At 61.3% G+C, this 24,966-nt stretch carries 25 protein-coding genes; 13 read left to right on the top strand and 12 right to left on the bottom strand.

Annotation, left to right across the window (positions count from 1 at the left end; translation table 11 throughout):
• Window positions 1-32 precede the first annotated feature (32 nt).
• Together NMA58_RS05715 and NMA58_RS05710 are read right to left on the bottom strand one after the other, a co-directional pair.
• Entirely contained in the window at window positions 33-482 is a 450-nt protein-coding gene (locus NMA58_RS05715; RefSeq protein ID WP_285192784.1) for a DNA polymerase III subunit chi, read from the bottom strand.
• A complete protein-coding gene (locus tag NMA58_RS05710; RefSeq protein ID WP_434712660.1) occupies window positions 479-1,972 on the bottom strand; it encodes a leucyl aminopeptidase in 1,494 nt (497 codons plus the stop codon). The genes NMA58_RS05715 and NMA58_RS05710 overlap by 4 nt, the downstream gene beginning before the upstream one ends.
• A 143-nt stretch (window positions 1,973-2,115) precedes the next feature.
• On the opposite strand from NMA58_RS05710, the gene lpxF reads away from it, so the two are divergent.
• The 7 genes from lpxF to rsmA all read left to right on the top strand — a co-directional run bounded on the left by lpxF (window position 2,116) and on the right by rsmA (window position 10,576).
• Window positions 2,116-2,889 (top strand): lipid A 4'-phosphatase, encoded by a 774-nt coding sequence (gene lpxF, locus NMA58_RS05705; protein WP_097598470.1) that lies wholly within the window; start codon window positions 2,116-2,118, stop codon window positions 2,887-2,889.
• A gap of 99 nt (window positions 2,890-2,988) precedes the next feature.
• Window positions 2,989-4,170, top strand: coding sequence for an LPS export ABC transporter permease LptF (gene lptF, locus NMA58_RS05700; RefSeq protein WP_085777662.1), 1,182 nt, complete (start codon window positions 2,989-2,991; stop codon window positions 4,168-4,170).
• Window positions 4,167-5,255 carry an LPS export ABC transporter permease LptG gene (lptG, locus tag NMA58_RS05695; protein WP_085777661.1) on the top strand — a complete coding sequence of 363 codons (1,089 nt, stop codon included), beginning with the start codon at window positions 4,167-4,169 and terminating at the stop codon, window positions 5,253-5,255. The genes lptF and lptG overlap by 4 nt, the downstream gene beginning before the upstream one ends.
• Window positions 5,255-7,585: an LPS-assembly protein LptD gene (locus NMA58_RS05690; RefSeq protein ID WP_285192779.1), complete on the top strand. Its 2,331-nt coding sequence runs from the start codon at window positions 5,255-5,257 to the stop codon at window positions 7,583-7,585. The genes lptG and NMA58_RS05690 overlap by 1 nt, the downstream gene beginning before the upstream one ends.
• A 184-nt stretch (window positions 7,586-7,769) precedes the next feature.
• Window positions 7,770-8,714, top strand: coding sequence for a peptidylprolyl isomerase (locus tag NMA58_RS05685; RefSeq protein WP_434712659.1), 945 nt, complete (start codon window positions 7,770-7,772; stop codon window positions 8,712-8,714).
• Between the two features lie 6 nt (window positions 8,715-8,720).
• Entirely contained in the window at window positions 8,721-9,749 is a 1,029-nt protein-coding gene (pdxA, locus tag NMA58_RS05680; protein ID WP_097598472.1) for a 4-hydroxythreonine-4-phosphate dehydrogenase PdxA, read from the top strand.
• Entirely contained in the window at window positions 9,749-10,576 is an 828-nt protein-coding gene (gene rsmA / locus NMA58_RS05675) for a 16S rRNA (adenine(1518)-N(6)/adenine(1519)-N(6))-dimethyltransferase RsmA (protein ID WP_430957768.1), read from the top strand. The genes pdxA and rsmA overlap by 1 nt, the downstream gene beginning before the upstream one ends.
• 36 nt (window positions 10,577-10,612) lie before the next feature.
• Here rsmA and gmk read toward each other — a convergent pair whose 3' ends face one another.
• From gmk to fabD, 7 genes are all read right to left on the bottom strand, one after another.
• On the bottom strand, window positions 10,613-11,275 hold the full coding sequence (gene gmk, locus NMA58_RS05670; protein ID WP_434712658.1) for a guanylate kinase: 663 nt from the start codon (window positions 11,273-11,275) through the stop codon (window positions 10,613-10,615).
• Window positions 11,276-11,278: 3 nt separating this feature from the next.
• Window positions 11,279-12,166 carry a YicC/YloC family endoribonuclease gene (locus NMA58_RS05665; RefSeq protein WP_430957769.1) on the bottom strand — a complete coding sequence of 296 codons (888 nt, stop codon included), beginning with the start codon at window positions 12,164-12,166 and terminating at the stop codon, window positions 11,279-11,281.
• 18 nt (window positions 12,167-12,184) lie between these two features.
• Window positions 12,185-13,402, bottom strand: a complete 1,218-nt coding sequence (gene mltG, locus NMA58_RS05660) for an endolytic transglycosylase MltG (protein ID WP_097598475.1) — start codon at window positions 13,400-13,402, stop codon at window positions 12,185-12,187.
• Window positions 13,403-13,534: 132 nt separating this feature from the next.
• Window positions 13,535-14,797, bottom strand: a complete 1,263-nt coding sequence (fabF, locus tag NMA58_RS05655) for a beta-ketoacyl-ACP synthase II (protein ID WP_434712656.1) — start codon at window positions 14,795-14,797, stop codon at window positions 13,535-13,537.
• A 93-nt stretch (window positions 14,798-14,890) separates the two neighbouring features.
• Window positions 14,891-15,127 (bottom strand): acyl carrier protein, encoded by a 237-nt coding sequence (locus tag NMA58_RS05650; protein WP_003547058.1) that lies wholly within the window; start codon window positions 15,125-15,127, stop codon window positions 14,891-14,893.
• A 287-nt stretch (window positions 15,128-15,414) separates the two neighbouring features.
• The gene (fabG, locus tag NMA58_RS05645; RefSeq protein ID WP_085777640.1) at window positions 15,415-16,152 is read right to left on the bottom strand and encodes a 3-oxoacyl-[acyl-carrier-protein] reductase; all 738 of its coding nucleotides are present in this window, start codon (window positions 16,150-16,152) and stop codon (window positions 15,415-15,417) included.
• A gap of 30 nt (window positions 16,153-16,182) precedes the next feature.
• On the bottom strand, window positions 16,183-17,127 hold the full coding sequence (gene fabD, locus NMA58_RS05640) for an ACP S-malonyltransferase (RefSeq protein WP_434712655.1): 945 nt from the start codon (window positions 17,125-17,127) through the stop codon (window positions 16,183-16,185).
• Between the two features lie 201 nt (window positions 17,128-17,328).
• Between fabD and NMA58_RS05635 the strand changes: the two genes are divergently transcribed.
• The 6 genes from NMA58_RS05635 (at window position 17,329) to NMA58_RS05610 (ending at window position 23,021) form a co-directional block, all read left to right on the top strand.
• Window positions 17,329-18,372, top strand: coding sequence for an aldo/keto reductase (locus NMA58_RS05635; protein WP_434712654.1), 1,044 nt, complete (start codon window positions 17,329-17,331; stop codon window positions 18,370-18,372).
• 312 nt (window positions 18,373-18,684) lie between these two features.
• The gene (gene rpsF / locus NMA58_RS05630) at window positions 18,685-19,143 is read left to right on the top strand and encodes a 30S ribosomal protein S6 (protein ID WP_085777636.1); all 459 of its coding nucleotides are present in this window, start codon (window positions 18,685-18,687) and stop codon (window positions 19,141-19,143) included.
• 12 nt (window positions 19,144-19,155) lie between these two features.
• Window positions 19,156-19,404: a 30S ribosomal protein S18 gene (gene rpsR, locus NMA58_RS05625; RefSeq protein ID WP_004680498.1), complete on the top strand. Its 249-nt coding sequence runs from the start codon at window positions 19,156-19,158 to the stop codon at window positions 19,402-19,404.
• A 155-nt stretch (window positions 19,405-19,559) separates the two neighbouring features.
• Window positions 19,560-20,546 (top strand): DUF2232 domain-containing protein, encoded by a 987-nt coding sequence (locus NMA58_RS05620; protein ID WP_434712653.1) that lies wholly within the window; start codon window positions 19,560-19,562, stop codon window positions 20,544-20,546.
• Window positions 20,547-20,568: 22 nt separating this feature from the next.
• The gene (gene rplI / locus NMA58_RS05615; protein ID WP_085777634.1) at window positions 20,569-21,147 is read left to right on the top strand and encodes a 50S ribosomal protein L9; all 579 of its coding nucleotides are present in this window, start codon (window positions 20,569-20,571) and stop codon (window positions 21,145-21,147) included.
• Window positions 21,148-21,524: 377 nt separating this feature from the next.
• A complete protein-coding gene (locus tag NMA58_RS05610) occupies window positions 21,525-23,021 on the top strand; it encodes a replicative DNA helicase (protein WP_011424771.1) in 1,497 nt (498 codons plus the stop codon).
• 24 nt (window positions 23,022-23,045) lie between these two features.
• Here the strand turns inward: NMA58_RS05610 and NMA58_RS05605 are convergent, their stop codons facing one another.
• From NMA58_RS05605 to NMA58_RS05595, 3 genes are all read right to left on the bottom strand, one after another.
• On the bottom strand, window positions 23,046-23,348 hold the full coding sequence (locus NMA58_RS05605) for an AzlD family protein (protein WP_434712652.1): 303 nt from the start codon (window positions 23,346-23,348) through the stop codon (window positions 23,046-23,048).
• A complete protein-coding gene (locus tag NMA58_RS05600) occupies window positions 23,345-24,064 on the bottom strand; it encodes an AzlC family ABC transporter permease (RefSeq protein ID WP_434712651.1) in 720 nt (239 codons plus the stop codon). Before NMA58_RS05600 ends, NMA58_RS05605 begins: the two co-directional genes overlap by 4 nt.
• Window positions 24,065-24,131: 67 nt before the next feature.
• A complete protein-coding gene (locus tag NMA58_RS05595; protein WP_285192913.1) occupies window positions 24,132-24,953 on the bottom strand; it encodes an AraC family transcriptional regulator in 822 nt (273 codons plus the stop codon).
• Between the last annotated feature and the right edge of the window lie 13 nt (window positions 24,954-24,966).

Genomic DNA, 24,966 nt, shown 5'->3' with positions numbered 1-24,966 from the left:
CTTTCCTGTCGGCTCCGACGGCAAGGACCCGCTCAAGCCTTCTTCTCCCACCGCCCTTCCGGTGTCTGCTGCCAATAGGTGAGGTTATGCCCCTCGCCTTTCAGCTTCTTCCATTGCGCGCGGGCAGTTTCCAACTGCTCCTGATCGTGACCGTCGAACATGAACACGACGCGCTCATAGGCATCGGCCGGCGGCGGCTCGGCACCGTCGACAACGAAACGAACCGTCGCCGCATTGGCATTGTCCCCCGTCGCCGTCAAAAGCACCGGCTGGCTTTCGGCAAAATCGCCTTCGTCGGTCCCATGCGGCAGGAAACTCTCCTCCCGGAACGTCCAAAGATGCGCATCGAGTGCATCGCGCCGCGCCGCCTCGCGCGTCTGGACGACGACGCGCCAGCCGCGCTCGACACTTTTGTCGAGGAGCGGTGGAAGCGCGTCTTCCAGCCTGGTTTCGGTCAGATGATAGAAGAGAACGTCGGTCATCGGGATTCATGATGCGCGCGAACGAGCTCGTCGAGCAGGCGCACGCCGAAACCGGAACCCCAGGACTGGTTGATCTCATCCTGCGGCGAGCCCATCGCCGTGCCGGCGATATCGAGATGCGCCCAAGGCGTCTCCTGCACGAAGCGTTTGAGGAAATGCGCCGCGGTGATCGAGCCGGCCTGGCGGCCGCCGGTGTTCTTCATGTCGGCGAATTTGCTGTCGATCAGCTTGTCATAATCCTTGCCGAGCGGCAGGCGCCAGAGTTTCTCGTTTGTGGAAAGGCCGGCCGCCGTCAGCTGTGCCGAAAGCTCGTCGTCATTGGAGAACAGGCCGGCGTGCACGTTGCCAAGCGCCACCACGATTGCACCGGTCAGGGTGGCCAGATTGATCATGAACTGTGGTTTGAAGCGATCATTGCAATACCAGAGCGCATCGCAGAGCACGAGGCGGCCTTCGGCATCGGTGTTGATCACCTCGATCGTCTGGCCGGACATGGAGGTGACGATATCGCCCGGGCGCTGGGCGTTGCCATCGGGCATGTTCTCGACCAGGCCGATGATGCCGACCGCGTTGACGGCGGCTTTGCGGGCGGCGAGCACGTGCATCAGGCCGGTCACGGCGGCGGCACCGCCCATATCCCCCTTCATATCCTCCATGCCGGCGGCCGGCTTGATTGAAATGCCGCCGGTATCGAAAACGACGCCCTTGCCGATGAAGGCGACCGGACGGTCCTTGCTCTTGCCGCCCTTCCACTGCATGACCGCCAGACGCGGCGGACGCACGGAGCCCTGCGCAACGCCGAGCAACGCACCCATGCCGAGACGGCGCATTTCCTTCTCTGTTAGGATCTCCACCTCGACGCCCAGCTTTTCCAGTTCCTTCGCCTTGGCGGCGAATTCGACAGGTCCAAGCGCGTTCGGCGGTTCGTTGACAAGGTCACGGGCGAGATTGACACCGCCTGCGATCGCTTCGGAATCGGAAAACGCCTTCCTGGCGCCGTTCGCGTCGGCGGTGACGATCGTCACCTTAACGGGTTTTGCCGGCTTTTCCTCGTCATCATTCTTCTTTGTCTTATAGGTATCGAAGCTGTAGGCGCGCAGCAGCATGCCGAGCGCGAAATCAGCGGCGGCGCGCGCGTTCGTCTCAAGGCCGGGCACGTCGACGAAGATGGCGGCCTTGTCGGTATTCTTGATTTTCGACGCCGCGGCGCCGCCGGCTTTCAGCCAGTCGTGAGCGGTGAGTTCGCTGGCCTTGCCAAGCCCGACGACAACGATGCGCTCGACGGGGGCTCCTTCCGGGGCGACAATATCAAGCGCGGCCATTGATTTAGCGGAGAATCGAGCGATCTTGGCAGCCTTGGCGATCACGCCTGCCGGATCAGCCGTTTCGGTGCCTGCGGCGCTGTCGGCCTCCGCAGTTTTCAGCAGGATCGCGAGCCCGCCATTGAGCTTTACCGACTTCGAGAATGAAATTTCGAACTTTACTGACATGTCTTCTCCGCTGGGATTCTTGAAATCCGTCCCTGGCGGATAATTTCGCGTTTGGCGGGTCTGTCAATGGCTCGCGACTATTGTTAAGGTCGCCCGCGGCCGTCCAGGCTCTCGTGTTTTCGTCAGTTTCGTAGATATTCGCGTTGACAGTTTTTTCGAAAAATCGATGGCAGGGCCCTGTGATCCGCCTGCCGAAAACGACTTTCGGTGCATTCCTGTTTCTGTTCTGGGCGTGGTGGGCGCTGCTTGCCATCTTTCGCGCCTTCCCTGGAATAGACATTTATTTTTCCCAGCTTTTTTTTGTGGGCGCAGATTGTGACGCGACTGCCGCTGCCGGGAGCATCTGCGGCGGCTTTCCCTATCGCGACTCGGGGAATTTCGACCTGCTGCGAACCATCTTCTTCCGCCTGCCTTACGTCGTGGCGATCGTCATGGCGTGGAAACTGATCGAATGCTACCAGCAGCACGGCGCGACCTTCAACGCCGAGCGGGCGCGTAAGCTCAAGGTCGCGCTCGGAACGCTGCTGATCGGGCCGGTGCTGCTCGTCAATGTTATCCTGAAGGAACATTGGGGCCGGCCGCGGCCGGTGCAGACGGATATTTTCGGCGGGAGCCTGCATTTTGTCGAGGCCGGCTCACTTGCCGGCAAATGCGTCTCGAACTGCTCCTTCGTGTCCGGCGAGGCGGCGAGCGCTGGATGGCTGTTCTGCCTTCTGCTCTTCGTCCCGAAATCGCTGCGTTATGCGCTGGTGCCACCGGTCGCCGCGATCTCGCTCCTGACGCCCGCCATGCGGCTATCCTTCGGCGCGCATTATCTTTCCGACGTGACGCTCGGATGGCTCTCCTCGCTTGTCATCTTCGCAGCGCTGCTGGCGTTAACTGAGTCGCAACAGGGCCAAAAAAATTCTGAAAATTGAATGAATTTTTGACACCTGCTTGTCGCAAAAGCGCGACAAAGAGCGTAGAGGGATTCTCCTGCAAGCCGTTTTGGCGTGCAGGTGCTTTCAAGGGCCGGCATGAAACTACTCGAGACATACATATTGCGGCGCGTCGGCCAGATGTTTCTCGTGGCGCTCCTGCCCGTGTTGGCAATCATCTGGACGACACAGGTCCTGCAGCGCATCAATCTCGTCACCGACAGCGGCCAGTCGATCGGCTCGTTTGCCAAGCTGGCGACGATGATCCTGCCGTCGATCATTCCCGTGGTGCTGCCCTTCGCCCTCGTCATCGCCATCACCCAGACGCTGACGACGATGAACAACGATTCCGAGCTGACCGTCATCGACGCGGCCGGGGCACGGCGAACCATTCTGGTCCGGCCGATCCTGCTGCTTGCCGCCGTCATCAGCGTCTTTTCCTTTTTCGTCGACAACATCGTCGAGCCACGGGCAAAGACGGTGGCGCGTCAGATGATCGCCGAAACCTACGCCGATCTCCTCTCCTCGGTTATCGAAGAAAAGACCTTCCGCAAGCTCGACGAAGGTCTCTATGTGCAGATCTCACAACGCCTGGCGGGGCGGATGCTGAAGGGCCTATTCGTCGCCGACGAGCGGGACCCGGCCTACGAGCTCATCTATTACGCCAAGGAGGGCGCCGTCGACGATACCGGCACGACGCTGATCATGCACGACGGCGAGGTGCATCGCAAAACGCCCGACGGCAACGTCTCGGTCATCAATTTCGATTCCTATTCCTTCGACCTCTCCGACATGACGGAGAGCCGCGGTCAGGCGACGCTGAAAGCCAGCGACCGTGACCTGTGGTTCCTGTTCAATCCGGATCCGAACGACAAGGACTATACAATCCGCCCCCAGAGCTACCGCGCCGAATTGCATCGACGGCTGACGGACTGGATCCTGCCCGTCGTCTTTGCATTGTTCTCACTGGCGATCGCCGGCGACGCGCGCTCGCACCGGGAGGCTCGGCTGCATCCGATGGTGAGCGCGCTCGGCTATGCTTTCGCGCTACGATGGGCTGCTTTCTACGCGGCAAACCAAATCGACACCGATCCGGAATATATCGCGGTTCTCTACGCCATCCCGATCGTCAGCAGCATCATCTCGATCATCTTCCTCGGCCTTCACAAGCGACTGGTCATGCCTTCGTTCGTCTGGGACCGGATATCGGTTTCCTGGAGACGCATGCAGGAAAGACTGCTTACCGCGACCAGCAGGTCCGGCGGGGGCGCGGCCCAATGATGTTCGGGACATTGTCGCGTTATTTCTTTCGCCGGTATCTGGCGACGACCTGCTGGTTTCTGATCGGCGTATCGGCGATCGCCTTCCTGCTTGATTTCAGCGAGACGGCTGGGCGCATGTCCGGCCTGCCCGGCTACACGATCGGCGGCGGCATCGTGATGACCGCCGTGCGCCTGCCGCTCATCCTGCAGCAGACAATCCCCTTCGTCGCCCTCTTCGTCGGCATGACGGTGCTGATTGGGCTCAATCGGAAATATGAGCTCGTGGTCACGCGCGCGGCCGGCATCTCGGTCTGGCAATTCATGTTTCCGTTCATCGCCGGCTCAATTGCGCTCGGCGTGCTGACGATGACGGCGCTCAACCCGCTTGCCGCCTGGGGACAGCGCCAGGCGCTGCTGGTCGAGTCCGACTGGCGTGGTGAAAACGCGGTTCTGCGCAAGGCGCCGCAGATTCCGTGGCTGCGCCAGATCAGCGGCCGCGACGATGTCATCATAGGCGCCCAGACGGTCCAGGAGAACGGAACCAAGCTGATCGACGCCGTATTGATCCATTTCGATTCAAGCGGCCGAGTCATTCTGAGACAGGATGCCGCCACGGCAAAGTTGGAAGATGGTTACTGGCAGCTTAACGGCGTCGTCGAGCGCAAGCCTGGCGAAATCCCACTGCGCAAAGCTTCGGTCCAACTTCGCACCAATCTGAAACAGGATTTCGTTCAGGAGCGGCTGACAGCGCCGGAAACAATTGGTTTCTTTGACCTTTCCAATCGCATTGCGGCGGCCAAATCCTTCGGCATCTCGACCAAGGCCTTGGAGACGCAATTCAACTCCCTGTTGTCTCAGCCTTTGCTGCTGGTGGCCATGACTCTCATTGCTGCAACAGTGTCCCTAAAATTTAGCCGGTTCAACCAATCCCGCTCCGTGATTCTGGGTGGAATCCTGTCAGGCTTCATGCTTTATGTCGTCACCGTGCTTGTTAAAGCATTCGGAAGCAGTGGAGTCGTGCCTCCCTTCGTGGCGACCTGGATACCGGTTGTCGTCGCGTTGGCCTTGGGCGCGACTATTTTGCTTCATCAGGAGGACGGCTAGTGGCGGTAGGCGACCGCAAGTATTTTAGTAAACAGTTGGTTGCCCTGCTTGTCGGTGCGGCTCTATGTTCCTATTTCGGCAGCGCCCCGGCCTCCTATGGCCAGGCCAACACGCCTGAACAAAATATCGAGAATAAGATTCCCGAAGGGGCCAAGCTTCTGCTTTCGGCCAATGAACTCGTCTATAACCGTGACGCCGAACTCGTGTCGGCGATCGGCGGCGTGCAGATCAACTATGGCGGCTACAAAATGGTCGCGCAGAAGGTCGAGTACAACCAGAAGACCGGCCGGATGATGGCGCTCGGCAATGTCGAGCTCGTCAGTCCGGACGGTAACCGCATCTATGCCGACAACCTAGACGTGACCGACAATTTCGCCGACGGGTTCCTGAACTCGCTGCGCATCGAAACTTCCGACAATACGCGTATCGTCGCCGAAAGCGGCGAGCGGGTCGGCGGCACGAAGATGATTCTCAACAAGGGCGTCTATACCGCCTGCCTTCCCTGCGCCGAAGATCCGAAGCGCGCACCGTTCTGGCAGGTCAAGGCCAAGCGCGTGATCCAGAATGGCGAAACCCATACGATCCGCCTGGAGCGGGCGCGTTTCGAGCTGCTTGGTTACCCGATTGCCTTCGTGCCGTTCATCGAGGTTCCCGACAATACGGTGAAGCGCAAGTCCGGCTTCCTGTTCCCGACGATGAGCCTGTCGCAGAACCTCGGCTTCGGCCTTTCCATTCCTTATTATTACGTGATCTCGCCGAGCATGGATGCGACGGTCACGGCGACCGGCTACACGGCCCAGGGCTTCCTGGTCGAAGGCGAATTCCGTCAGCGATTCGAAAACGGCACGCATATCCTGCGCGTCGCCGGCATCGACCAGGCAAAGCCGGACAATTTCAGCTCGGGCACCAGCGATGCCGAAGCCGAGCAGCGCGGCATGGTGGCGTCAAAGGCGGAGTTCCGCATCAATCCGCGCTGGACGTTCGGCTGGGACGTCATGGTGCAGAGCGACAACAATTTCTCGAAAACCTACAAGCTGCGCGGCTTGAGCAGCACCGATCGCACGAACCAGATCTACCTGACGGGGCTCGGGAAACGGAATTATTTCGACATGCGGGCGTTTTATTTCGACGTCCAGGATGCCGATCGGACGAACACGGCCGAAAAGCAGCAGGCCATCGTCTATCCCGCGCTTGATTATCACTATGTCGCGCCTCAGCCGCTTGCAGGCGGTGAACTTTCTGCGGACGTCAACCTGACGAATATTTCGCGCACACACGACGACTTCTATACCGTCGACGGATTCGACCGGTTCCGTGGCCTGAAGGGCCAGACTTCGCGTCTGACGGCCGAACTTCAATGGAAACGCACCTATGTCACGCCGACCGGTCTGGTGATCACGCCGCTTCTGGCCGCGCGCGGCGACGCTTTCGCGTTGAACATGAACGACCCGACCGGTTACGCCGGCAATTATCTTGACGACGAATCCGCCACTCGCTCGATGTTCACCGCCGGGCTGGAGATGCGGTATCCGATCCTGATGACGACTGATAACAGCACGCATATTCTGGAGCCGATCGTCCAGATCTATGCGCGCCCCGACGAGCAGCTCGCCGGCCGGCTGCCGAACGAGGATGCACAGAGTTTCGTTTTCGATGCCACCTCGCTCTTCGACCGCGATAAATTCTCTGGTTACGACCGCGTCGAAGGCGGCACCCGCGCCAATGTCGGCTTCCAGTATACCGGGACGTTCGACAGTGGTTACAAGCTGCACGGCATTTTCGGCCAGTCTTATCAGATCGCCGGCCAGAACTCGTTCGCGACCGATGACCTCGTCAATGTCGGCGCGGATTCGGGCCTCGAAACCGACCGCTCCGATTATGTCGGCCTCGGCGGCGTCGAAACGCCGTACGGTGTTTCCGTTGCGGCCTCCTACCGGCTCGACGAGAAGGATTTCGAATTTCGCCGTGGCGACCTGACGACAGCCTACCAGAACGACACCTTCCAGACGCAGGTGACTTACACGCATCTCAGCGCTCAGCCGGCCTATGGCTTCGCCGAGGACAACGACGAGATCCAGACCAGCAGCAAGGTCAAGTTCAAGGACTATTGGTCGATCTTCGGCGGCATCGCCTGGGATCTGAACAACGATGTGATCAGCCGCCGGACACTCGGCCTTTCGTATGAGGACGAATGCACGATCTTCACGATCGCCTATACGGATAGCAGGGATTCCGACGACGAGTCGGCAAGCGACTGGACGATCGGCGCGCGGCTGACGTTCCGCACGCTTGGCGACATCAAGATCGGCTCCGACACTCTCTCCAACTAGCCGGCGGACGGCGTAAACATGGCCTCAAGTCATTCTTTCGCCGTAAGCCTGTGCAGGACATTGCCGCCAGTCGATATCCGAGGCATAGGAGTTTCGCACCGCGATGGAAGCGATTTCCGCGTGTCTCGCACTGTGGTAAGGACGCCGCGATCAAAGTCTCGCGGCGCTATTGGGAGGTCAACAGATGATTGACGCGAAAAAAGCTATAACCGCCCTTCTCGCCGGCGCAGCGATTGCCTTGCTGACGGGCCTTGCCGGCCCGGCGCTTGCTGCAAGCGGAGTCCAGGCCGTGGTGAACGGCACAGCCATCACCAGCGGCGACGTCGCCAAGCGTCAGGCCTTCCTGCGCCTGCAGCATACCAAGGCCGACGCCAAGACCGCCACGGAGCAATTGATCGACGAGACGCTCAAGCGCCAGGAGGTCGCCCGCGTCCATATGTCGGTTTCGCAGCAGGACGTCGATGCGTCTTTCGCACGCTTTTCGGCCGGCAACAAACTTTCCGTCGAACAGATGTCGCAGATCCTCGATCGCGCCGGCGTCGGCGTCGACCATTTCAAAGGCTTCATCGCCGTGCAGATGAGCTGGCCGCGCGTCGTCAATGCGCGCTACGGCTCGACCTCGCGGCTGTCGAATTATGATCTCGTCTCGCGCATGATGCAGAACAACAAGCAAAAGCCGGTGACGACGGAATATATGCTGCAGCAGATCATCTTCGTCATTCCTGAGGCCAAGCGCGGCGCCATCACCGGTAAGCGCAAGGGCGAGGCCGAGGCATCGCGCTCGAAATTCCCCGGCTGCGATCAGGCAAAGACCTTTGCCGCAACGATGCGCGATGTTTCCGTGCGCGATCTCGGCCGCATGCTTGCTCCCGAGATCCCGCCGGATTGGAAACCTCTGGTCGAGCAGGCCAAGGGCAACACGACAGGCACCCGCGTTACCGAGAAGGGCGTCGAATATCTGGCGATCTGCAGCCAGCGCCAGGTCTCCGACGACCAGGCCGCCGAAATGGTCTTCCGCCAGGAGGATCTCGACAAGTCCAAGGCCGGCAAGAACGGCCCACCGGAAAACGAAAACAGCAAGAAATACCTGGACGAACTGCGCAAGAAGGCGCAGATCGCCTATCGCTGACCGACGATGGCGATACCCTTCTCACGACCGCTTGCGCTGAGCCAGGGCGATCCCGCCGGCATCGGACCGGATATCACCCTGACGGCCTGGCTCCAGCGGCGTGAACTCGGGCTTCCGCCTTTTTTCCTGATCGGCGATCCGGATGTTTTGGCTCTACGGGCCCGCCAGCTCAATCTGGCGGTTTCCATACGTGAGGTCGACAGGGCCGGCGAGGCCACCGGCATATTTGCCGATGCTCTGCCCGTCATGAGCGTGCCGGCCGGCATTGAGGTGGTGGCCGGCGAGCCGCATGCGGCAACGGCGAAGGGCACGATCGCGGCGATCGAGAAAGCAGTCTCGCTTGTCATCGGCGGCGAGGCACTCGCAGTCGTCACCAATCCGATCGCCAAGGGCGTGCTCTACGAGGCGGGTTTCCGGTTTCCCGGCCATACCGAATTTCTCGCCGATCTTGCCGCCAGGGCGACCGGCAGGCCGGTGACGCCGGTCATGATGTTGTCGGGACCGAAACTGAGGGCCATTCCAGTTACCATCCACATTCCTGTCCGCGATGTGCCGCAAGCACTGACCGGCGAACTGATCATCGAAACCTGCCGGATCGCCGATGCGGATCTCAGGCAGCGCTTCGGTATCGACGCGCCGCGCCTTGCCGTCGCCGGCCTCAACCCGCATGCTGGTGAAGGCGGAGCGATCGGCACGGAGGATGAGGACATCATCCGCCCATCGATCGAGCAACTGCGTGACGAGGGTATCGACGCGATCGGCCCCCTGCCGGCCGATACGATGTTCCATGACGAGGCGCGGGCGCGATATGATGTCGCCATCTGCATGTACCACGACCAAGCGCTGATCCCCGCCAAGGCACTCGGTTTCGACGACAGCGTCAACGTGACCCTCGGACTTCCCTTCGTGCGAACCTCGCCGGACCACGGCACCGCTTTCGGCATTGCCGGCAAGGGACTGGCGCGCGAGCAGAGCCTGGTTGCAGCACTGAAGCTTGCCGCCCAGCTCGGCCGCACCGCCGAAGGCCGCCGCTGATGGCAGCACTCGATGGCCTGCCGCCGCTTCGCGACGTCATTCAGCGTCACGGCCTCGATGCGCGCAAGGCGCTCGGGCAGAACTTCCTGCTCGACCTCAACCTCACGCAGAAGGTCGCCCGCACCGCAGGCGCGCTCGAAGAGACCACCGTTTTCGAGGTCGGCCCCGGCCCCGGCGGGCTGACCCGGGCGATTCTGGCGCTCGGCGCCAAGAAGGTCATCGCCATCGAGCGGGACGCGCGCTGCCTGCCGGCGCTTGCCGAGATCGCCGACCACTATCCCGGCCGACTGGAGGTGATTGAAGGCGATGCGCTGAAGACGGATTTCGAAGCACTGGCGCCGGAAGGACCCGTCAAGATCGTCGCCAACCTGCCCTACAATGTCGGTACGCAGCTGCTGGTCAACTGGCTGCTGCCGAGGGCCTGGCCGCCATTCTGGCAATCGATGACGCTGATGTTCCAGAAGGAAGTCGGCGCCCGGATCGTTGCCGGCGAGGACGACGACCATTACGGCCGTCTCGGCGTGCTCTGCGGCTGGCGGACCGAGGCGCGCATGGCCTTCGACGTGTCGCCGCAAGCCTTCACACCGCCGCCGAAAGTGACTTCGACGGTAGTGCATCTTGTCCCCAGGGCGAACCCCATCCCGTGCGCCATCGCCAATCTGGAAAAAGTAACGCAGGCCGCTTTCGGCCAGCGCCGCAAGATGCTGCGCCAGAGCCTGAAGCCACTCGGCGGCGAGAGCCTGCTCATCAAGGCGGGAATCGATCCGGCGCGGCGGGCGGAGACCCTCTCAGTCGAAGAATTCTGCCTTCTCGCAAATAGCCTTTAGCGCCACATTTCCTTATGGAGGCACAGAGGACGCGCCTCAGAGCGACGGTGTCTCTTCCAGCAGCTCTCGGACGAAATCGAACATGCCATGGCGGCGGTCGCGGCGCAGGCGTTCGGCCTTGACGATCGACTGGACGGCGTCGAAGGCGGTGTTGAGATCGTCATTGACGATGACATAATCATATTCGCGCCAGTGGGCGATCTCGGCGCGGCTGTTGGCCAGACGCGTCTGAATCACCTCCTCGGAATCCTCGGCACGGCGATGCAGCCGCGACTGGAGCTCCGTCATGGTCGGCGGCAGCACAAAGATCGAGACGACGTCAGCCGACATCTTCTCCTGCAACTGCTGGGCGCCCTGCCAATCGATATCGAAGAGCATGTCGCGGCCTTCGGCCATGGCGTGCTCGACCGGCTCGCGCGGCGTGCCGTAGAAATTGCCATGCACTTCGGCCCATTCGAGCAGCGCGTCGCTATCGCGCAACCGCTCGAACTCGCGCACACTCTTGAAGTGGTAATGCACGCCTTCGACTTCGCTCGCGCGGCGCTGGCGCGTGGTGACGCTGACGGAGAGACCGATATGCTTATCGGTCTCCAGAAGCGTGCGCGCAATGGTGGACTTGCCGGCGCCCGACGGCGACGAAATGACAAGCATCAGACCGCGGCGGGCGATCTGCACGGGCGAGGATTTCGCCGGTTTCATGTCCTACTCCAAATTCTGGACCTGCTCGCGGAACTGGTCGATCACGACTTTCAGCTCGATGCCGGCGGCGGTGACCGCCGAGGCATTCGACTTCGAGCAGATGGTATTCGATTCGCGGTTAAATTCCTGTGCAAGGAAGTCCAGTCGGCGCCCGGCAGGCCCGCCTTTCGCCAGGAGATCGCGCGCGGCGGCGATATGCGCCTTCAGACGATCGATTTCTTCGCGCAGATCCGCCTTGGTCGCCAACAAAGCGGCCTCCGCGTGCAGCCTGTCACGGTCGAGAGCGGCCATGCCGTCCATGAGCAAGGCAACCTGTGCCGCAAGCCGGGCCGAGATCTCCGCCGGCGAACGTGAGGGATCCATCTCGATCGTCCGCGTCAGGCTCTCTATCGTTGCGACATGATCGAGAAGGATGCGGGAAAGCGCCGCCCCTTCCTGTGCGCGCATTGCCTTGAGATCGGCAAGCGCGGCGAGCAGGCCGGCGACAATATCGGTATCACGGGCGGCAAGCGCCTCCTCGCCATCCTCGCCTTCACGGAACTCCACGATGCCGCGCACGAGAAGCAGCGTATCGAGCTTCAAAGGCGCCGGATCGATCACATCAACCAGTTGCTCGCGCATGGCGAGCACGGCAGCGAGCGCCTCTTTGTTCAGAACTGCCTCGAAACGGTTCTCGTCGGCGGTGACCGACAACGATGCCTGCAGGTTGCCGCGGCTGAAGGTTTCGCCGGCAAGGCGGCGGACCTCTGCCTCCATGCGTTCGAGACCGGGCGGCAGGCGCAGGCGCAGGTCGAAACCCTTGCCGTTGACCGAGCGCAGTTCCCACGCCCAACGCCAGCGGCCGCTCGTTCCCTCGCGCCGCGCAAAACCGGTCATCGACTGCAAAGCCATGCGAGCCTCCCGAAACTGTCAGTTGATCTTCTTTTTCTTCGGCGGCACGACGGTCGCGCCATTGTCGCCCGGCTGTTCTTCCGGCTGGCCATCGACTGCGATGTTCGGGTCCGAGCCCTTGTCGGCCTCGAGCTTGCGCCAGCGCTTGACGTTGGCATTATGCTCCTCGAGCGTAGCGGCAAAGACGTGGCCGCCGGTGCCGTCGGCGACAAAATAGAGATCTTGGGTTTTCCAAGGGTTGGCGACGGCTTCCAGCGCATCCTTGCCGGGATTGGCGATCGGCGTCGGCGGCAGGCCCTTGATGACATAGGTATTGTAAGGCGTGTCCCGTTTCAGATCCGATTGGTAGATCGGCCGGTCCGCCGGTTTTCCCTCGCCACCGAACAGCCCGTAGATGATCGTCGGATCGGACTGCAGGCGCATGCCCTTGCCAAGCCGGTTCAGGAACACCGAAGCGACATGGGCACGTTCGTCGGGAATGCCGGTCTCCTTTTCGACGATCGAAGCGAGCGTCACGAATTCTTCTTTGGTTCGCAGCGGCAGCGAGGAGTCGCGCTTATCCCAGATCTGGTCGACCAGCTTCTGCTGTGCAGCCGCCATCTGTTCGATGATTTCCGAGCGCTTGGTGCCGCGCGAGAATTTGTAGGTGTCCGGACGCAGGCTGCCTTCGGCCGGCAATGCGGCCGGCAGATCGCCTTCCAGCACCGGATCCTGCAGCATGCGGTCGAACATCTGGCGGACCGTCAGGCCTTCCGGAAAGGACACCGAATAGAGGATGGACTTGCCCGATTTCAGCAGCTCCATGATATCGCTCATGGAGGCTCTCGCCTTGATCTCATATTCGCCGGCCTTCAAGCTCTCGCCGGCGGAAAGATGAGTCGCCGTTAGATATCGAAAGATACGTGCATCGGAGATGATCGCGTTGCGCTCGAGGTTCGAGGCGATTTCGGCGAGACCCGCACCGTTGCGGACGATGAAATTGGTGTTGGTCTGCAGCGGGCCCGGGCTCTGATAGGTCGAGGTCGCGTAGTAGAAGCCGATGACGGCGAGGACGCAGACCAGCACAGTCATCGTCATGATGAAGTTCAGGAAAAGGACGATCTGGCTGCGAGCGTTCTTGGAGCGTTTCGGCGGCTCGGGAACACGTTCCGGACGCAGGGCTTCGCTCGGCGACTTCGGGATGATCGGTCCCTTCTGCGCCTGGGTATCGTTGCTCTGGTTCGTCGTATCGCTCACCGGCAATCCTCTATAACTCGGCCGTCATTTCGCTATTTCGCGAAGCAATGCGGCAAAAAGCAGGTTCTGCCACCGTTCAACGAAGCCGCTGCCGGTCCCTGTGCTTTCACACGGCCTGCTACGACGGGACCCTTACTGTGCGTAGCGGCGCAGCACGAGCGATGCGTTCGTACCGCCGAATCCGAACGAGTTGGACAGCGCCACATCGATTTCTCGCTCACGAGCCTTGTGCGGAACAAGATCGATCGCTGTCTCGCGTTCGGGATTGTCGAGATTGAGCGTCGGCGGCGCAATGTTGTCACGGATTGCAAGTGTCGCGAAGATCGCCTCGATCGCGCCGGCAGCTCCGAGGAGGTGTCCCGTCGCCGACTTGGTCGAGGACATGGAGATCTTCGACGCCGCGTTGCCGACCAGGCGCTCGACCGCCTCGAGCTCGATCGTGTCGGCCATAGTCGAAGTACCGTGGGCGTTGATATAATCGATATCGGCCGGCGTCAATCCGGCGCGCTTCAGCGCCATCGCCATGCAGCGGCCGGCACCCTCGCCGTCTTCAGAAGGCGCGGTAATATGGTAGGCGTCGCCCGACAGGCCATAGCCGACGATCTCGGCGTAGATCTTGGCGCCGCGCGCCTTGGCATGCTCCAGCTCTTCGAGCACGACAATGCCGGCACCCTCGCCCATGACGAATCCGTCACGATCACGGTCATAGGGGCGCGAAGCCTTCTGCGGATCGTCATTGTGCTGGGTCGACAGCGCCTTGCAGGCGGCAAATCCTGCCAGCGAAATACGGCTGACGGGAGATTCCGTGCCGCCGGCGACCATGACGTCGGCGTCACCAAGCGCGATCAGCCGCGCGGCATCGCCGATCGCATGCGCACCTGTCGAGCAGGCGGTGACGACCGAATGATTGGGTCCGCGCAGCTTGTGGCGGATGGAAACCTGACCGGAGACGAGATTGATCAGACGCCCCGGAATGAAGAAGGGCGAGATGCGGCGCGGGCCCTTGTCGCGCAGGGTGTAACCTGCCTCGACGATACCTTCGATGCCGCCGATGCCGGAGCCGATCAACGCGCCGGTGGCAATCTGATCCTCATCCGTCTTGGGATGCCAGCCGGCATCGGCAAGCGCCATATCGGCGGCGGCCATGCCGAAGATGATGAAGGGATCGACCTTGCGCTGTTCTTTCGGCTCCATCCACTGATCGGCATTGAAGGTGCCGTCGGTACCGTCACCGATCGGGATACGGCAGGCGATCTTGGCGGGAAGGTCGTCGACTTCGAATTCGGTGACCAGACGGGCGCCGTTCTGGCCGGCAAGCAGCCGCGACCACGTCACCTCAGTTCCGCATCCCAAGGGTGATACCATGCCGGTACCGGTGATGACGACACGTCTCATCGCGTGCTTTCCCCCGTCTCTTATGTTCTATGGAGAAATATGCCGAAAAGAAAAGGGCGGACTCCAGGCCCGCCCTTTCTCAAATATATAGGATCAGGCCTGGGCCTTCTCAATAAATTTCACCGCATCGCCGACCGTCAGGATCGAGTCGGCAGCGTCGTCGGGGATTTCAACGCCGAATTCTTCTTCGAAAGCCATGACAAGTTCGACCGTGTCGAGCGAGTCAGCGCCCAGATCGTCGATAAAGCTGGCGCTCTCGACGACCTTGTCGGCATCGACGCCAAGATGATCAATAACAATTTTCTTTACGCGTTCTGCGATATCGCTCATGTCGGTTTCCTCGACCTTATGTCCTGATCGGAGTGCCGTTGCGGCACCCTTACCCTGTTTCAGCCTGCGATGTTTTCAGACATCCTCGGCAAACTCGTTTACCCGGCTTCAGAGATGTCCCAGGCTTGCGAAAAGCCCGCCGGTCCGTCTGCTTTCTCGGGACGACTGTTCACAGTCATTGGCCCGCTTAACATGGTTTAAGTCTGCCGCAAAGCCAGAAAATCAACGCTTCGTGATTGCTCAACATGCTATTGCGGGAAATATCTCCGTGCCGACAGTTTGTCGTTTCAGATCATCGCCATGCCGCCGTTTACGTGCAGCGTCTGGCCGGTCATGTAGGCGGCTTCGGAGGATGCAAGGTAAGCAACAGCCGAAGCGACCTCGCCGCCCGTGCCCATGCGCTTCATCGGGATCGCCCCCATGATCGCTTCCTTCTGCTTGTCGTTCAGCTTGCCGGTCATGGCGCTTTCGATGAAGCCGGGCGCGACGCAGTTGACCGTCACGTTACGGGTGGCAATTTCCTGCGCCAAGGACTTGGTGAAGCCGATCATGCCGGCCTTGGAGGCGCAGTAATTGGCCTGCCCCGGATTGCCGGTGACGCCGACGACGGAGGTGATGTTGATGATACGGCCATATCGGCGGCGCATCATCGGATGCGTCAACTCGCGCGTCAGGCGGAAGGTCGCCGTCAGATTGACTTCGAGGACCGCATCCCAGTCCTCGTCGCTCATGCGCACGAACAGACCGTCCTTGGTGATGCCAGCATTGTTGACGAGAATATCGACACCCTCGAGATCGGCCTCGGCCTTCTGGCCGAGCGCCTTGACCTCGTCACGGTCCGACAAGTTGGCCGGGAAGATCTTGACGCGCTCGCCGAGCTCGGCCGCCAGCGTTTCCAGCTTCTCGACACGGGTGCCGTGCAGACCGACGATGGCGCCCTGCTTATGAAGAAGGCGGGCGATTTCCTCGCCGATACCACCCGATGCGCCGGTGACGAGAGCCTTGCGGCCGGAAAGATCGAGCATGGAAAGGTTCCTTATATCTGGAGATATCAATCAGGCCATGAGGGCGGCGACGGTCGCGTCGATATCCGAAGGACCATTGACCGAGACGCCGTTGATTGTCTTGTCGATGCGGCGGGCAAGGCCGGTCAGCACTTTGCCGGAACCGAGCTCGTAAAGCGTCGTGACGCCGTTTGCCGCAAACCATTCCACGGTCTCGCGCCAGCGGACCTGACCTGTCACCTGCTCGACCAGGAGGCTGGCGATCTCGTCAGCGCCGGTCACAGGCGCCGCGCGGACATTGGCGATCAGGGGCACGGCGGGATCGGACTTGGCGACCGCTGCCAGCGCCGCGCGCATGGCCTCGGCCGCAGGCGCCATCAGCTTGGAATGGAAAGGAGCGGAGACCGGCAGCAGAATGGCGCGCTTGGCGCCCTTGTCGGTCGCAAGGCCGGCGGCCTTTTCGACGGCTGCCTTCTCGCCCGAGATGACGATCTGGCCGCCGCCATTGTCGTTGGCGATCTGGCAGGCGCCGGTAGCGGCGGCCTCCTCGCAGACGGCAACGACGTCGGCATGTTCGAGGCCGATGATCGCGGCCATGGCGCCGACGCCGACTGGGACGGCCGCCTGCATGGCATTGCCGCGAATACGCAGCAGCCGCGCCGTATCCGCGAGCGAAAAGGTGCCGGCGGCGCAAAGCGCCGAATATTCGCCAAGCGAGTGGCCGGCGACATAGGCGACCTTGGACTTAAGATCCACCCCCTTGGCCTGAAGAACACGGACGACGGCGATTGATACCGCCATCAGCGCCGGTTGGGCGTTCGCCGTCAAGGTCAACGTGTCCTCGGGACCGTTGAACATGACGTCGGAAAGCTTTTCACCGAGCGCTTCGTCGACCTCTTCGAAAACGGCGCGGGCTTCGGCGAAATTCTCGGCGAGATCCTTGCCCATGCCGACGGCCTGGCTGCCCTGGCCGGGAAAAGTGAAAGCGATGGTCATGTTCATGTCCCTGACTATGCCCCTCAAGGCTGTTTTGCCTCCAATTGACATTCTTTCCGGCAGAGTCAAGTGGCGCTCCATTCTCCGCAAAGCCTTTCGCGCCCGCGCAAAAGCCCGGATTTTGCTCTTGCGCTCCGTCAAATCCAGCCTAGATTCGCCCAGACCCTTCCAAGGCTTCCCTCTCTCTCCCAAGGTTTCTCCATGAAGTACAACTCCCTAGGCCGAACCGACATTTCCGTTTCAGAAATCTGCCTTGGCACCATGACCTGGGGCTCGCAGAACAGCGAAGCCGACGCTCATGCGCAGATGGACTACGCCGTCGAGAAGGGCGTCAATTTCTTCGATACCGCCGAACTCTACCCGACCACGCCGGTTTCGCCCGAAACGCAGGGCTGGACTGAAGACTATATCGGTAGCTGGTTCAGCAAATCCGGCAAGCGCCGAAATATCGTGCTTGCGACCAAGGTCGCCGGCCGCGGCCGCGATTATCTGCGCGGCGGCGAAGGCGCGGACGCAAAGAACATCCGCCTGGCGCTCGAGGCCAGCCTGAAGCGGCTGAGGACCGATTACATCGACCTCTATCAGGTCCACTGGCCGAACCGCGGCCATTTCCACTTCCGCCAGAACTGGAGCTACAATCCCTTCACCCAGGATCGAGACCAGGCCGTCGCCAATATGCTCGAAATCCTGGAAACACTGGGCGCGCTGGTGAAGGAAGGCAAGATCCGCGCGATCGGCCTTTCCAACGAGACTACCTGGGGCATCCAGAAATATCTGACGCTCTCAGAACAGAAGGGCCTGCCGCGCGTTGCCAGCGTCCAGAACGAGTACAATCTGCTCTACCGCCATTTCGACCTTGACCTTGCCGAACTCTCGCATCACGAGGATGTCGGGCTGCTTGCCTATTCGCCGCTCGCCGGCGGCATTCTGACCGGCAAATATGTCGATGGTCTGAGGCCGAAGGGTTCGCGCGCGTCGATCAATCCCGATATCGGTGGCCGGCTGCAGCCGCTGCAGGAGCCGGCGACCAAGGCCTATCTCGCGCTCGCGGCTCGGTACGGCATCAATCCGGCAGTCATGGCGCTCGCCTTCTGCCGATCGAGGCCCTTCATGACCTCGATCATCATCGGCGCGACGTCGATGGAGCAGCTGAAACTCGATATCAGCGCGGCCGAATTGACGCTTTCGGATGATATCCTGACGGAGATCGCCAAGGTGCATCGGCAGTATCCGCTGATGCTCTGATCTATCCCCGCATCGCCCGGACGCTGCCGATCGGCAGCGTCGGGTTCGAATCTCCGATTGCGCTTGCCTTTCGCCAAAAAATCCGTATAAGCCGCGCTGTTCGTTAACCCGGTCTTCTGGCTGGTGGCTGAACGGAGGGCCGGTTTCCTGTCTGGAAATCGTTCGGAACGGAAGCGTTCCAGCCTCCCGTGTCTCCGCTCTCGACCGTCTCGGAAACGCTTTTCTTGCCTGGGTCCGCCCAATCAGGAGCAGTCGTTGAGGCTTAGCCGCCGAATATCGGGTTGAACCAAACGCAAGAAAGGCAAAGCTGTCATGGCTCTTTATGAACATGTATTCCTTGCCCGGCAGGATATTTCCGCTCAGCAGGTCGATGCCCTCGTAGAACAGTACAAGGGTGTGATCGAAGCTAACGGCGGCAAGGTCGGGCGCATCGAAAACTGGGGCCTCAAGTCCCTCACCTATCGCATCAAGAAGAACCGCAAGGCGCATTACGCCCTGATGGACATCGATGCACCGGCAGCAGCGATCCAGGAAATGGAACGTCAGATGCGCATCAGCGAAGACGTTCTTCGCTACATGACCATCGCCGTCGAAAAGCATGAAGAAGGCCCATCTGCCATGCTGCAGAAGCGTGACCGCGACGACCGCGGCCCGCGCGAAGGCGGCGACCGCGGCCCGCGCCGCGAATTCGGCGACCGTCCGCCGCGCCGTGACGGCGAGTTCCAGCGCGCCCCTCGTCCGGACCGCGCTCCCCGCGAAGACCGTGCATAAGGAGATATAAGAATGTCTGAAGCTTCCTCCGCTCCGGTCCGCCGTCCGTTCCATCGCCGCCGCAAGACCTGCCCGTTCTCCGGCGCAAACGCTCCGCGGATCGACTACAAGGACGTACGTCTGTTGCAGCGCTACATTTCCGAGCGCGGCAAGATCGTTCCGTCCCGCATCACGGCCGTTTCCCAGAAGAAGCAGCGCGAACTCGCCCAGGCGATCAAGCGCGCCCGTTTCCTCGGCCTGCTGCCTTACGTCGTCGCTTAATCGGCCGATGTGATGACATTTAGGGGAAGGCATTCGTGCCTTCCTACTCCCTTCCGCGATGGGCGCGGATCGGAATTCTTAAAACCCATGTTGAGATGTTTCTGAATTCGATTCAGCAACGGCCTCTAACTGCTTGATGAAGCAGGACAGCGACCTTGAAACGACCTGATCTTAAAACGCTGCTGATCGGCGCACTCGCCGGATTGACCGCCGCCTTGCTGGTGCTGGGCGCGAGCATGCAGCCGTCGTTTTTCAGCGCGCTTCTCTATACGGCCTCGGCGCTGCCGATCCTGCTCGTCGGGCTTGGCTGGGGCAATGCCGCTGCAATTTCAGCCGTTGTCACGGGAGCGGCGCTTGGTGCTATCCTCATCTCCCCGTCTTTCGCGCTCATCATGACGCTGGTGACGCTGCTGCCGGCCGGCTGGCTTAGCCATCTCGCCAATCTCGCGCGTCCCGCCTCCGAAATCGGCGGCCCAGACCATCTGCTTGCCTGGTATCCGCTCTCCGATATCCTGCTGCATCTGTGCGGCCTGGTGACGCTTGCCGTCATCGTCATCGGCGTGATGATCGGCTATGGGCCTGATATCACCGACCCGATCGTCGATCTGCTGATCACCTCGGTCAAGCAGCAGCAGCCGGAATTCATGCCCGATCCGGCGGCAACCGCGCAGACCAAATCGCTGATCCTGCTGATGCTGCCGGCCGTCCAGGGCTGCATGTGGGTCAGCATGCTGTTTGCCGCCTATTATTTCGCCGTGCGCATCGTCGCCGCATCCGGCCGCGGCCTTCGGCCGCGCGAGGATATTCCTTCGTCGCTGCGCATGAACCGCAATTCGATCTTCATCTTCCTGGCCGGGCTTGGCGCCTGCTTCTTCGGCGGCGTTCCGGCGCTCGTCGGCGCGACCGTGGTCGGCACCTTCGGCGCCGGTTTCATGCTCTCCGGCTTCGCCTCGCTGCATTTCCGCACACGCGGCAAGGACTGGCGGATACCGGCCCTCATCCTCTGCTACCTGGCTTCGATGCTTATGCTGCTGCCAGCTCTCCTCATTCTGGTCGTGGGTCTTAGCGATACGCGCAAAGCGATCGCTCTGACCCCGACGAAAGATGCTGATACCTCCAAACAACCCGACACGAAAATCTGAGACACAAGAAAGGAACAAGAAAATGGAAGTCATCCTTCTCGAACGCATCTCCAAGCTCGGCCAGATGGGCGAAACCGTAAAGGTTCGCGACGGCTTTGCCCGCAACTACCTGCTGCCGCTCGGCAAGGCACTGCGCGCCAACGCCGCCAACAAGGCCCGCTTCGAATCCGAGCGTGCAACGCTCGAAGCCCGTAACCTCGAGCGCAAGTCGGAAGCCCAGAAGGTCGCCGACGTCCTCGACGGCAAGTCCTTCATCGTCGTACGCTCCGCCGGCGAAACCGGCCAGCTCTACGGCTCGGTCGCTGCCCGTGACGTTGTCGAAGTTCTCGCCGCGGAAGGCTTCAACATCGGCCGCAACCAGGTTCACCTCAACACGCCGATCAAGGCGATCGGCCTGCACAAGGTCGAGCTGCAGCTGCATGCCGAAGTCGAAATCAACATCGAGCTGAACGTTGCCCGTTCGGCCGAAGAGGCAGAGCGTCAGGCCAAGGGCGAAGAGCTCACCTCGGTCGACGCGATCTACGGCGTCGACGAAGACGCACTGCGTCCGGAAGATTTCTTCGATCCGGAAGCCGACGGCCTCGACGAAGACGAAGCATAATTCTCGACGGATATTCCTCGATAGGGAGAGCCCGGCCACCGTGCCGGGCTTTTTCTTTTCGTACGTTTCGGGTCCGCGCAGCCCTCGGGTCGCCTTTTTAGCGGGGGATTACCCGGATGTTTTTGCTGCGTTCCCGATGTCATCGGGCTAACATATCCTTCTCCGGAACGGATGAGCTGAGTCGGCTCCGTACCGTGTCCTGCAGGTGACACTGCCAGTATTTCGCATCTGTGGCGCCCGGGACTGTGGAGAAGTCGAACAATGGGCACAGCGTTCAGGATTCAGGCGGGAGACGAGCCCCGCTCCTTTGGCAGCCCCTTGATTTTCTCCATCCGGAATTGCAAATCCGGAGGTGGAAAAAGACAGAACGGATGATGATGAACGACGCCGCTCGAAAGATTGCAGCCGTTGCTCCGTCGGAGCAGCACTACCGCGAAGCACCCAACAATATCGAAGCCGAGCAGGCGCTTCTCGGCGCCATCCTGATGAACAACGACGCCTATTACCGGGTGTCGGACTTTCTGAAGCCGATCCATCTTTACGAACCGCTGCACAGGAAGATCTTCGAAGTCGCCGGCGACATCATCCGCATGGGCAAGATCGCCAATCCGGTGACGATTAAGACCTTTCTGAAGGCCGACGAGAAAGTCGGCGACATGACGGTTTCGCAATATCTGGCAAGCCTCGTCAGCAATGCCGTCACTGTCATCAATGCCGAGGATTACGGCCGGGCGATCTATGATCTCGCCCTGCGCCGGGCGCTGATCACAATCGGCGAGGATGTCGTCAACATCGCCTACGACGCGCCGCTTGACATGCCGCCGCAGTCGCAGATCGAGGATACCGAGCGCCGGCTGTTCGAGCTCGCCGAAAACGGCCGCTACGACGGCGGCTTCCAGTCCTTCAACGACGCCGTCGCGCTCGCCATCGACATGGCGGCGGTCGCCAAGGAACGCGACGGCGGCCTTTCCGGTATTTCTACCGGCATCCATTCGCTCGATGCGAAGATGGGCGGCCTGCAGCGTTCGGACTTGATCATTCTCGCCGGGCGTCCCGGCATGGGCAAGACCTCGCTTGCCACCAACATCGCCTATAACATCGCTGCCGCCTATGAGGGCGAGGTGCAGCCGGACGGCAGCATGAAAGCCAAGAACGGCGGCGTCGTCGGGTTCTACTCGCTCGAAATGTCGTCCGAACAGCTCGCCACCCGTATCATCTCGGAGCAGACGGAAGTCTCCTCCTCGAAGATCCGCCGCGGCGACATCAACGATGCCGATTTCGAAAAGCTCGTCGCCTGCTCGATGATGATGCAGAAGGTGCCGCTCTATATCGACCAGACCGGCGGCATCTCCATCGCTCAGCTTTCAGCGCGGGCGCGCCGCCTCAAGCGCCAGCGCGGCCTCGACGTGCTCGTGGTCGACTACGTGCAGCTGATGACCGGCTCGGGCAAATCAAGCGACAACCGCGTCCAGGAAATCACCCAGATCACCACCGGCCTCAAGGCGCTCGGCAAGGAACTCAATGTTCCGATCATCGCGCTGTCGCAGCTCTCGCGTCAGGTCGAAAGCCGCGACGACAAGCGTCCGCAGCTCTCCGACCTTCGCGAATCTGGTTCGATCGAACAGGATGCCGACGTCGTGCTCTTCGTGTTCCGCGAGGAGTATTACGTCAAGAACCAGGAGCCGCGCGATCCTCACGACCCGAAATATCCGGAATGGGAAGCGCTGTTCGACAAGGTGAAGGGTACGGCCGACGTCATCATCGCCAAGCAGCGCCACGGGCCGACAGGCACGGTGAAGCTCGCCTTCCAGGCGGAATTCACCCGCTTTGCCGATCTCGCAGATCCTTCCTTCATCCAGTATGAGGAACATTGACGCGCTTTCCCGCGTCGATTTTCTTCAGAGTCCAGCAGCCCGCAACAGTGCGACCGTTGCGACGCCAACCACGACGCTTGCGAGCATCGGCAGGCGGCGCGCGGCGATCGCGGTTGCCGCGCAGGCCAGCGTCTCCGCCCAGCCGGTCGCAAAGGCTGTCGGGGCGATGACGGCCATCAGCACGGCCGGCGGAATGGCTTCGATTGCCGTTCTCCGGCGCTCATCGATCTCGACATGCCGGATCAGGACGAGACCGCTGATGCGGGTAAAGACGGTTGCGGCTGCCATCGCGAGGATGGAGATGAGAATATCGAAATGCAGCGTCATGCCGCCTGCTCCCGCGCCCTGCCCTGCCAGAGGGCCATTGCCATCCCAGCCAGCGCCCCGGCGGCGATATACCAGACCCCTGGCACGAAATGGTGGACAGCAACGGAAGCGGCACCGCTTGCGGCAAGCACGGCGCCGGTTTCCGGCCCTTTCCAGAAGCCCATGACCAGCACGACGAAGACAGCCGGAAAGGCGAAGTCGAGGCCGATGACGGCCGGATTGCCGAGAAAGGCGCCAAGCAGTGCGCCTGTCAGCGAGGAACCGACCCAAGCGAGGTAAAAGGGCGTGACGATGCCGGCATACCAGGCGGGCCTCAGCCGCGTGCTGCCGGCCCGGAATTCCGCCATGGCCCAGAGCTCATCGGCGAGGAAGAGCATGGCGATATAACGTTTGATGCCGGGGAAGGACTGCATCTTGGTGCCGAGCGAGGCGCTCATCAGCACGTGGCGGATATTGACCAGCAGGGCTGCAAAGCCGACGCCGATCCAGCTTGCCGGATGCGTCCAGATGTCCATCGCCACGAATTGCGAGCCGCCTGCAAAGACAAGTGCGCTCATCAGCGTCGTTTCCAGCGGGGAAAGGCCCTTCGTGGCCGCGACTGCACCGAAGACCAGGCCGATCGGCAAGACGGCGACGACGAGCGGAAAGATGGCACGCATTCCGGCAAAAAATTCGCCAAGACGAAATTCGCCGGATGGCCGGCTGTGCTGCAACATGGCAACCTCCTGATTAAGATCGCGGAGGGTTAGCCCAGCCCACCATGGCTGTATTGAACGAAAGTGATCAGCCCAGGCGGAACTGGCCGGGCGTCACGCCCGTGCGTGCCTTGAAGTGCCGAGTAAAGTGCGCCTGATCGGCAAAACCACATTCCAGCGCGATGTCGGCTGGCATGCGACCCTGCCGCAGCAGCCGCCGGGCCACCTGCACCCGCCGATCCGTCAGGAAGGCGTGCGGTGTGATGTGATATTCCTTGCGGAAGGCGCGGATGAGATGAGCCCGGCTCAATCCCGCCACTTCGGCCAGTTCCTTGAGGCCAACATCGAGGTCGAAGTTCTCGATCAGGTATTCGCGAGCGCGGGCGACGGCGCTTCGCTCCTTGGTATCGACAGGCACGACAATCGTGCTGCCGTGACGCGCAAAGATCGCCGCCAGCACCGAGAACATTCCTTCATCGGACTCGAGAGCGCCTGCGCCGCTCTCCAGCGTTCGGTGAGCGGCATGAAAGGCATTGGCGAGCTCGGGATCGCGTGGAAGCGCGCCGGAAAAAGAGGGTGTCGCATGGAAGGCCTTGCCGGTGACATCCTCCAGAATATCGACGAACAGCTTCGTGTCGGGATAGATCATGCGGTAGCGGTAGCCTTTACCGCCCGGAGCGCCGTCATGGATGACACCGGGATCGATCAGATAAAGGTCGCCCGGACCGGTTTCCTCCCGCCTGCCGCTGAGGGTCGCGATCTGCGTGCCGCTTTCGATCGCGCCGATGCTGAACGTATCATGCGCATGCGGCGCATATTCATGGGTGAGAAAAGTGGCGCTCAGGCATTCCATGTCGCGGAAGCGGCTATCCCGCCAGAAGCGGGCCGATTCCACATTGGCGAGCGGCATGGCCTCCGCCGCC

It is taken from the genome of Rhizobium sp. YTUHZ045, from assembly GCF_051124255.1.
GTDB lineage: Bacteria > Pseudomonadota > Alphaproteobacteria > Rhizobiales > Rhizobiaceae > Rhizobium.
Note: the sequence above shows the minus strand (reverse complement) of the source record. Positions and strands in the feature narration are given on the sequence as shown.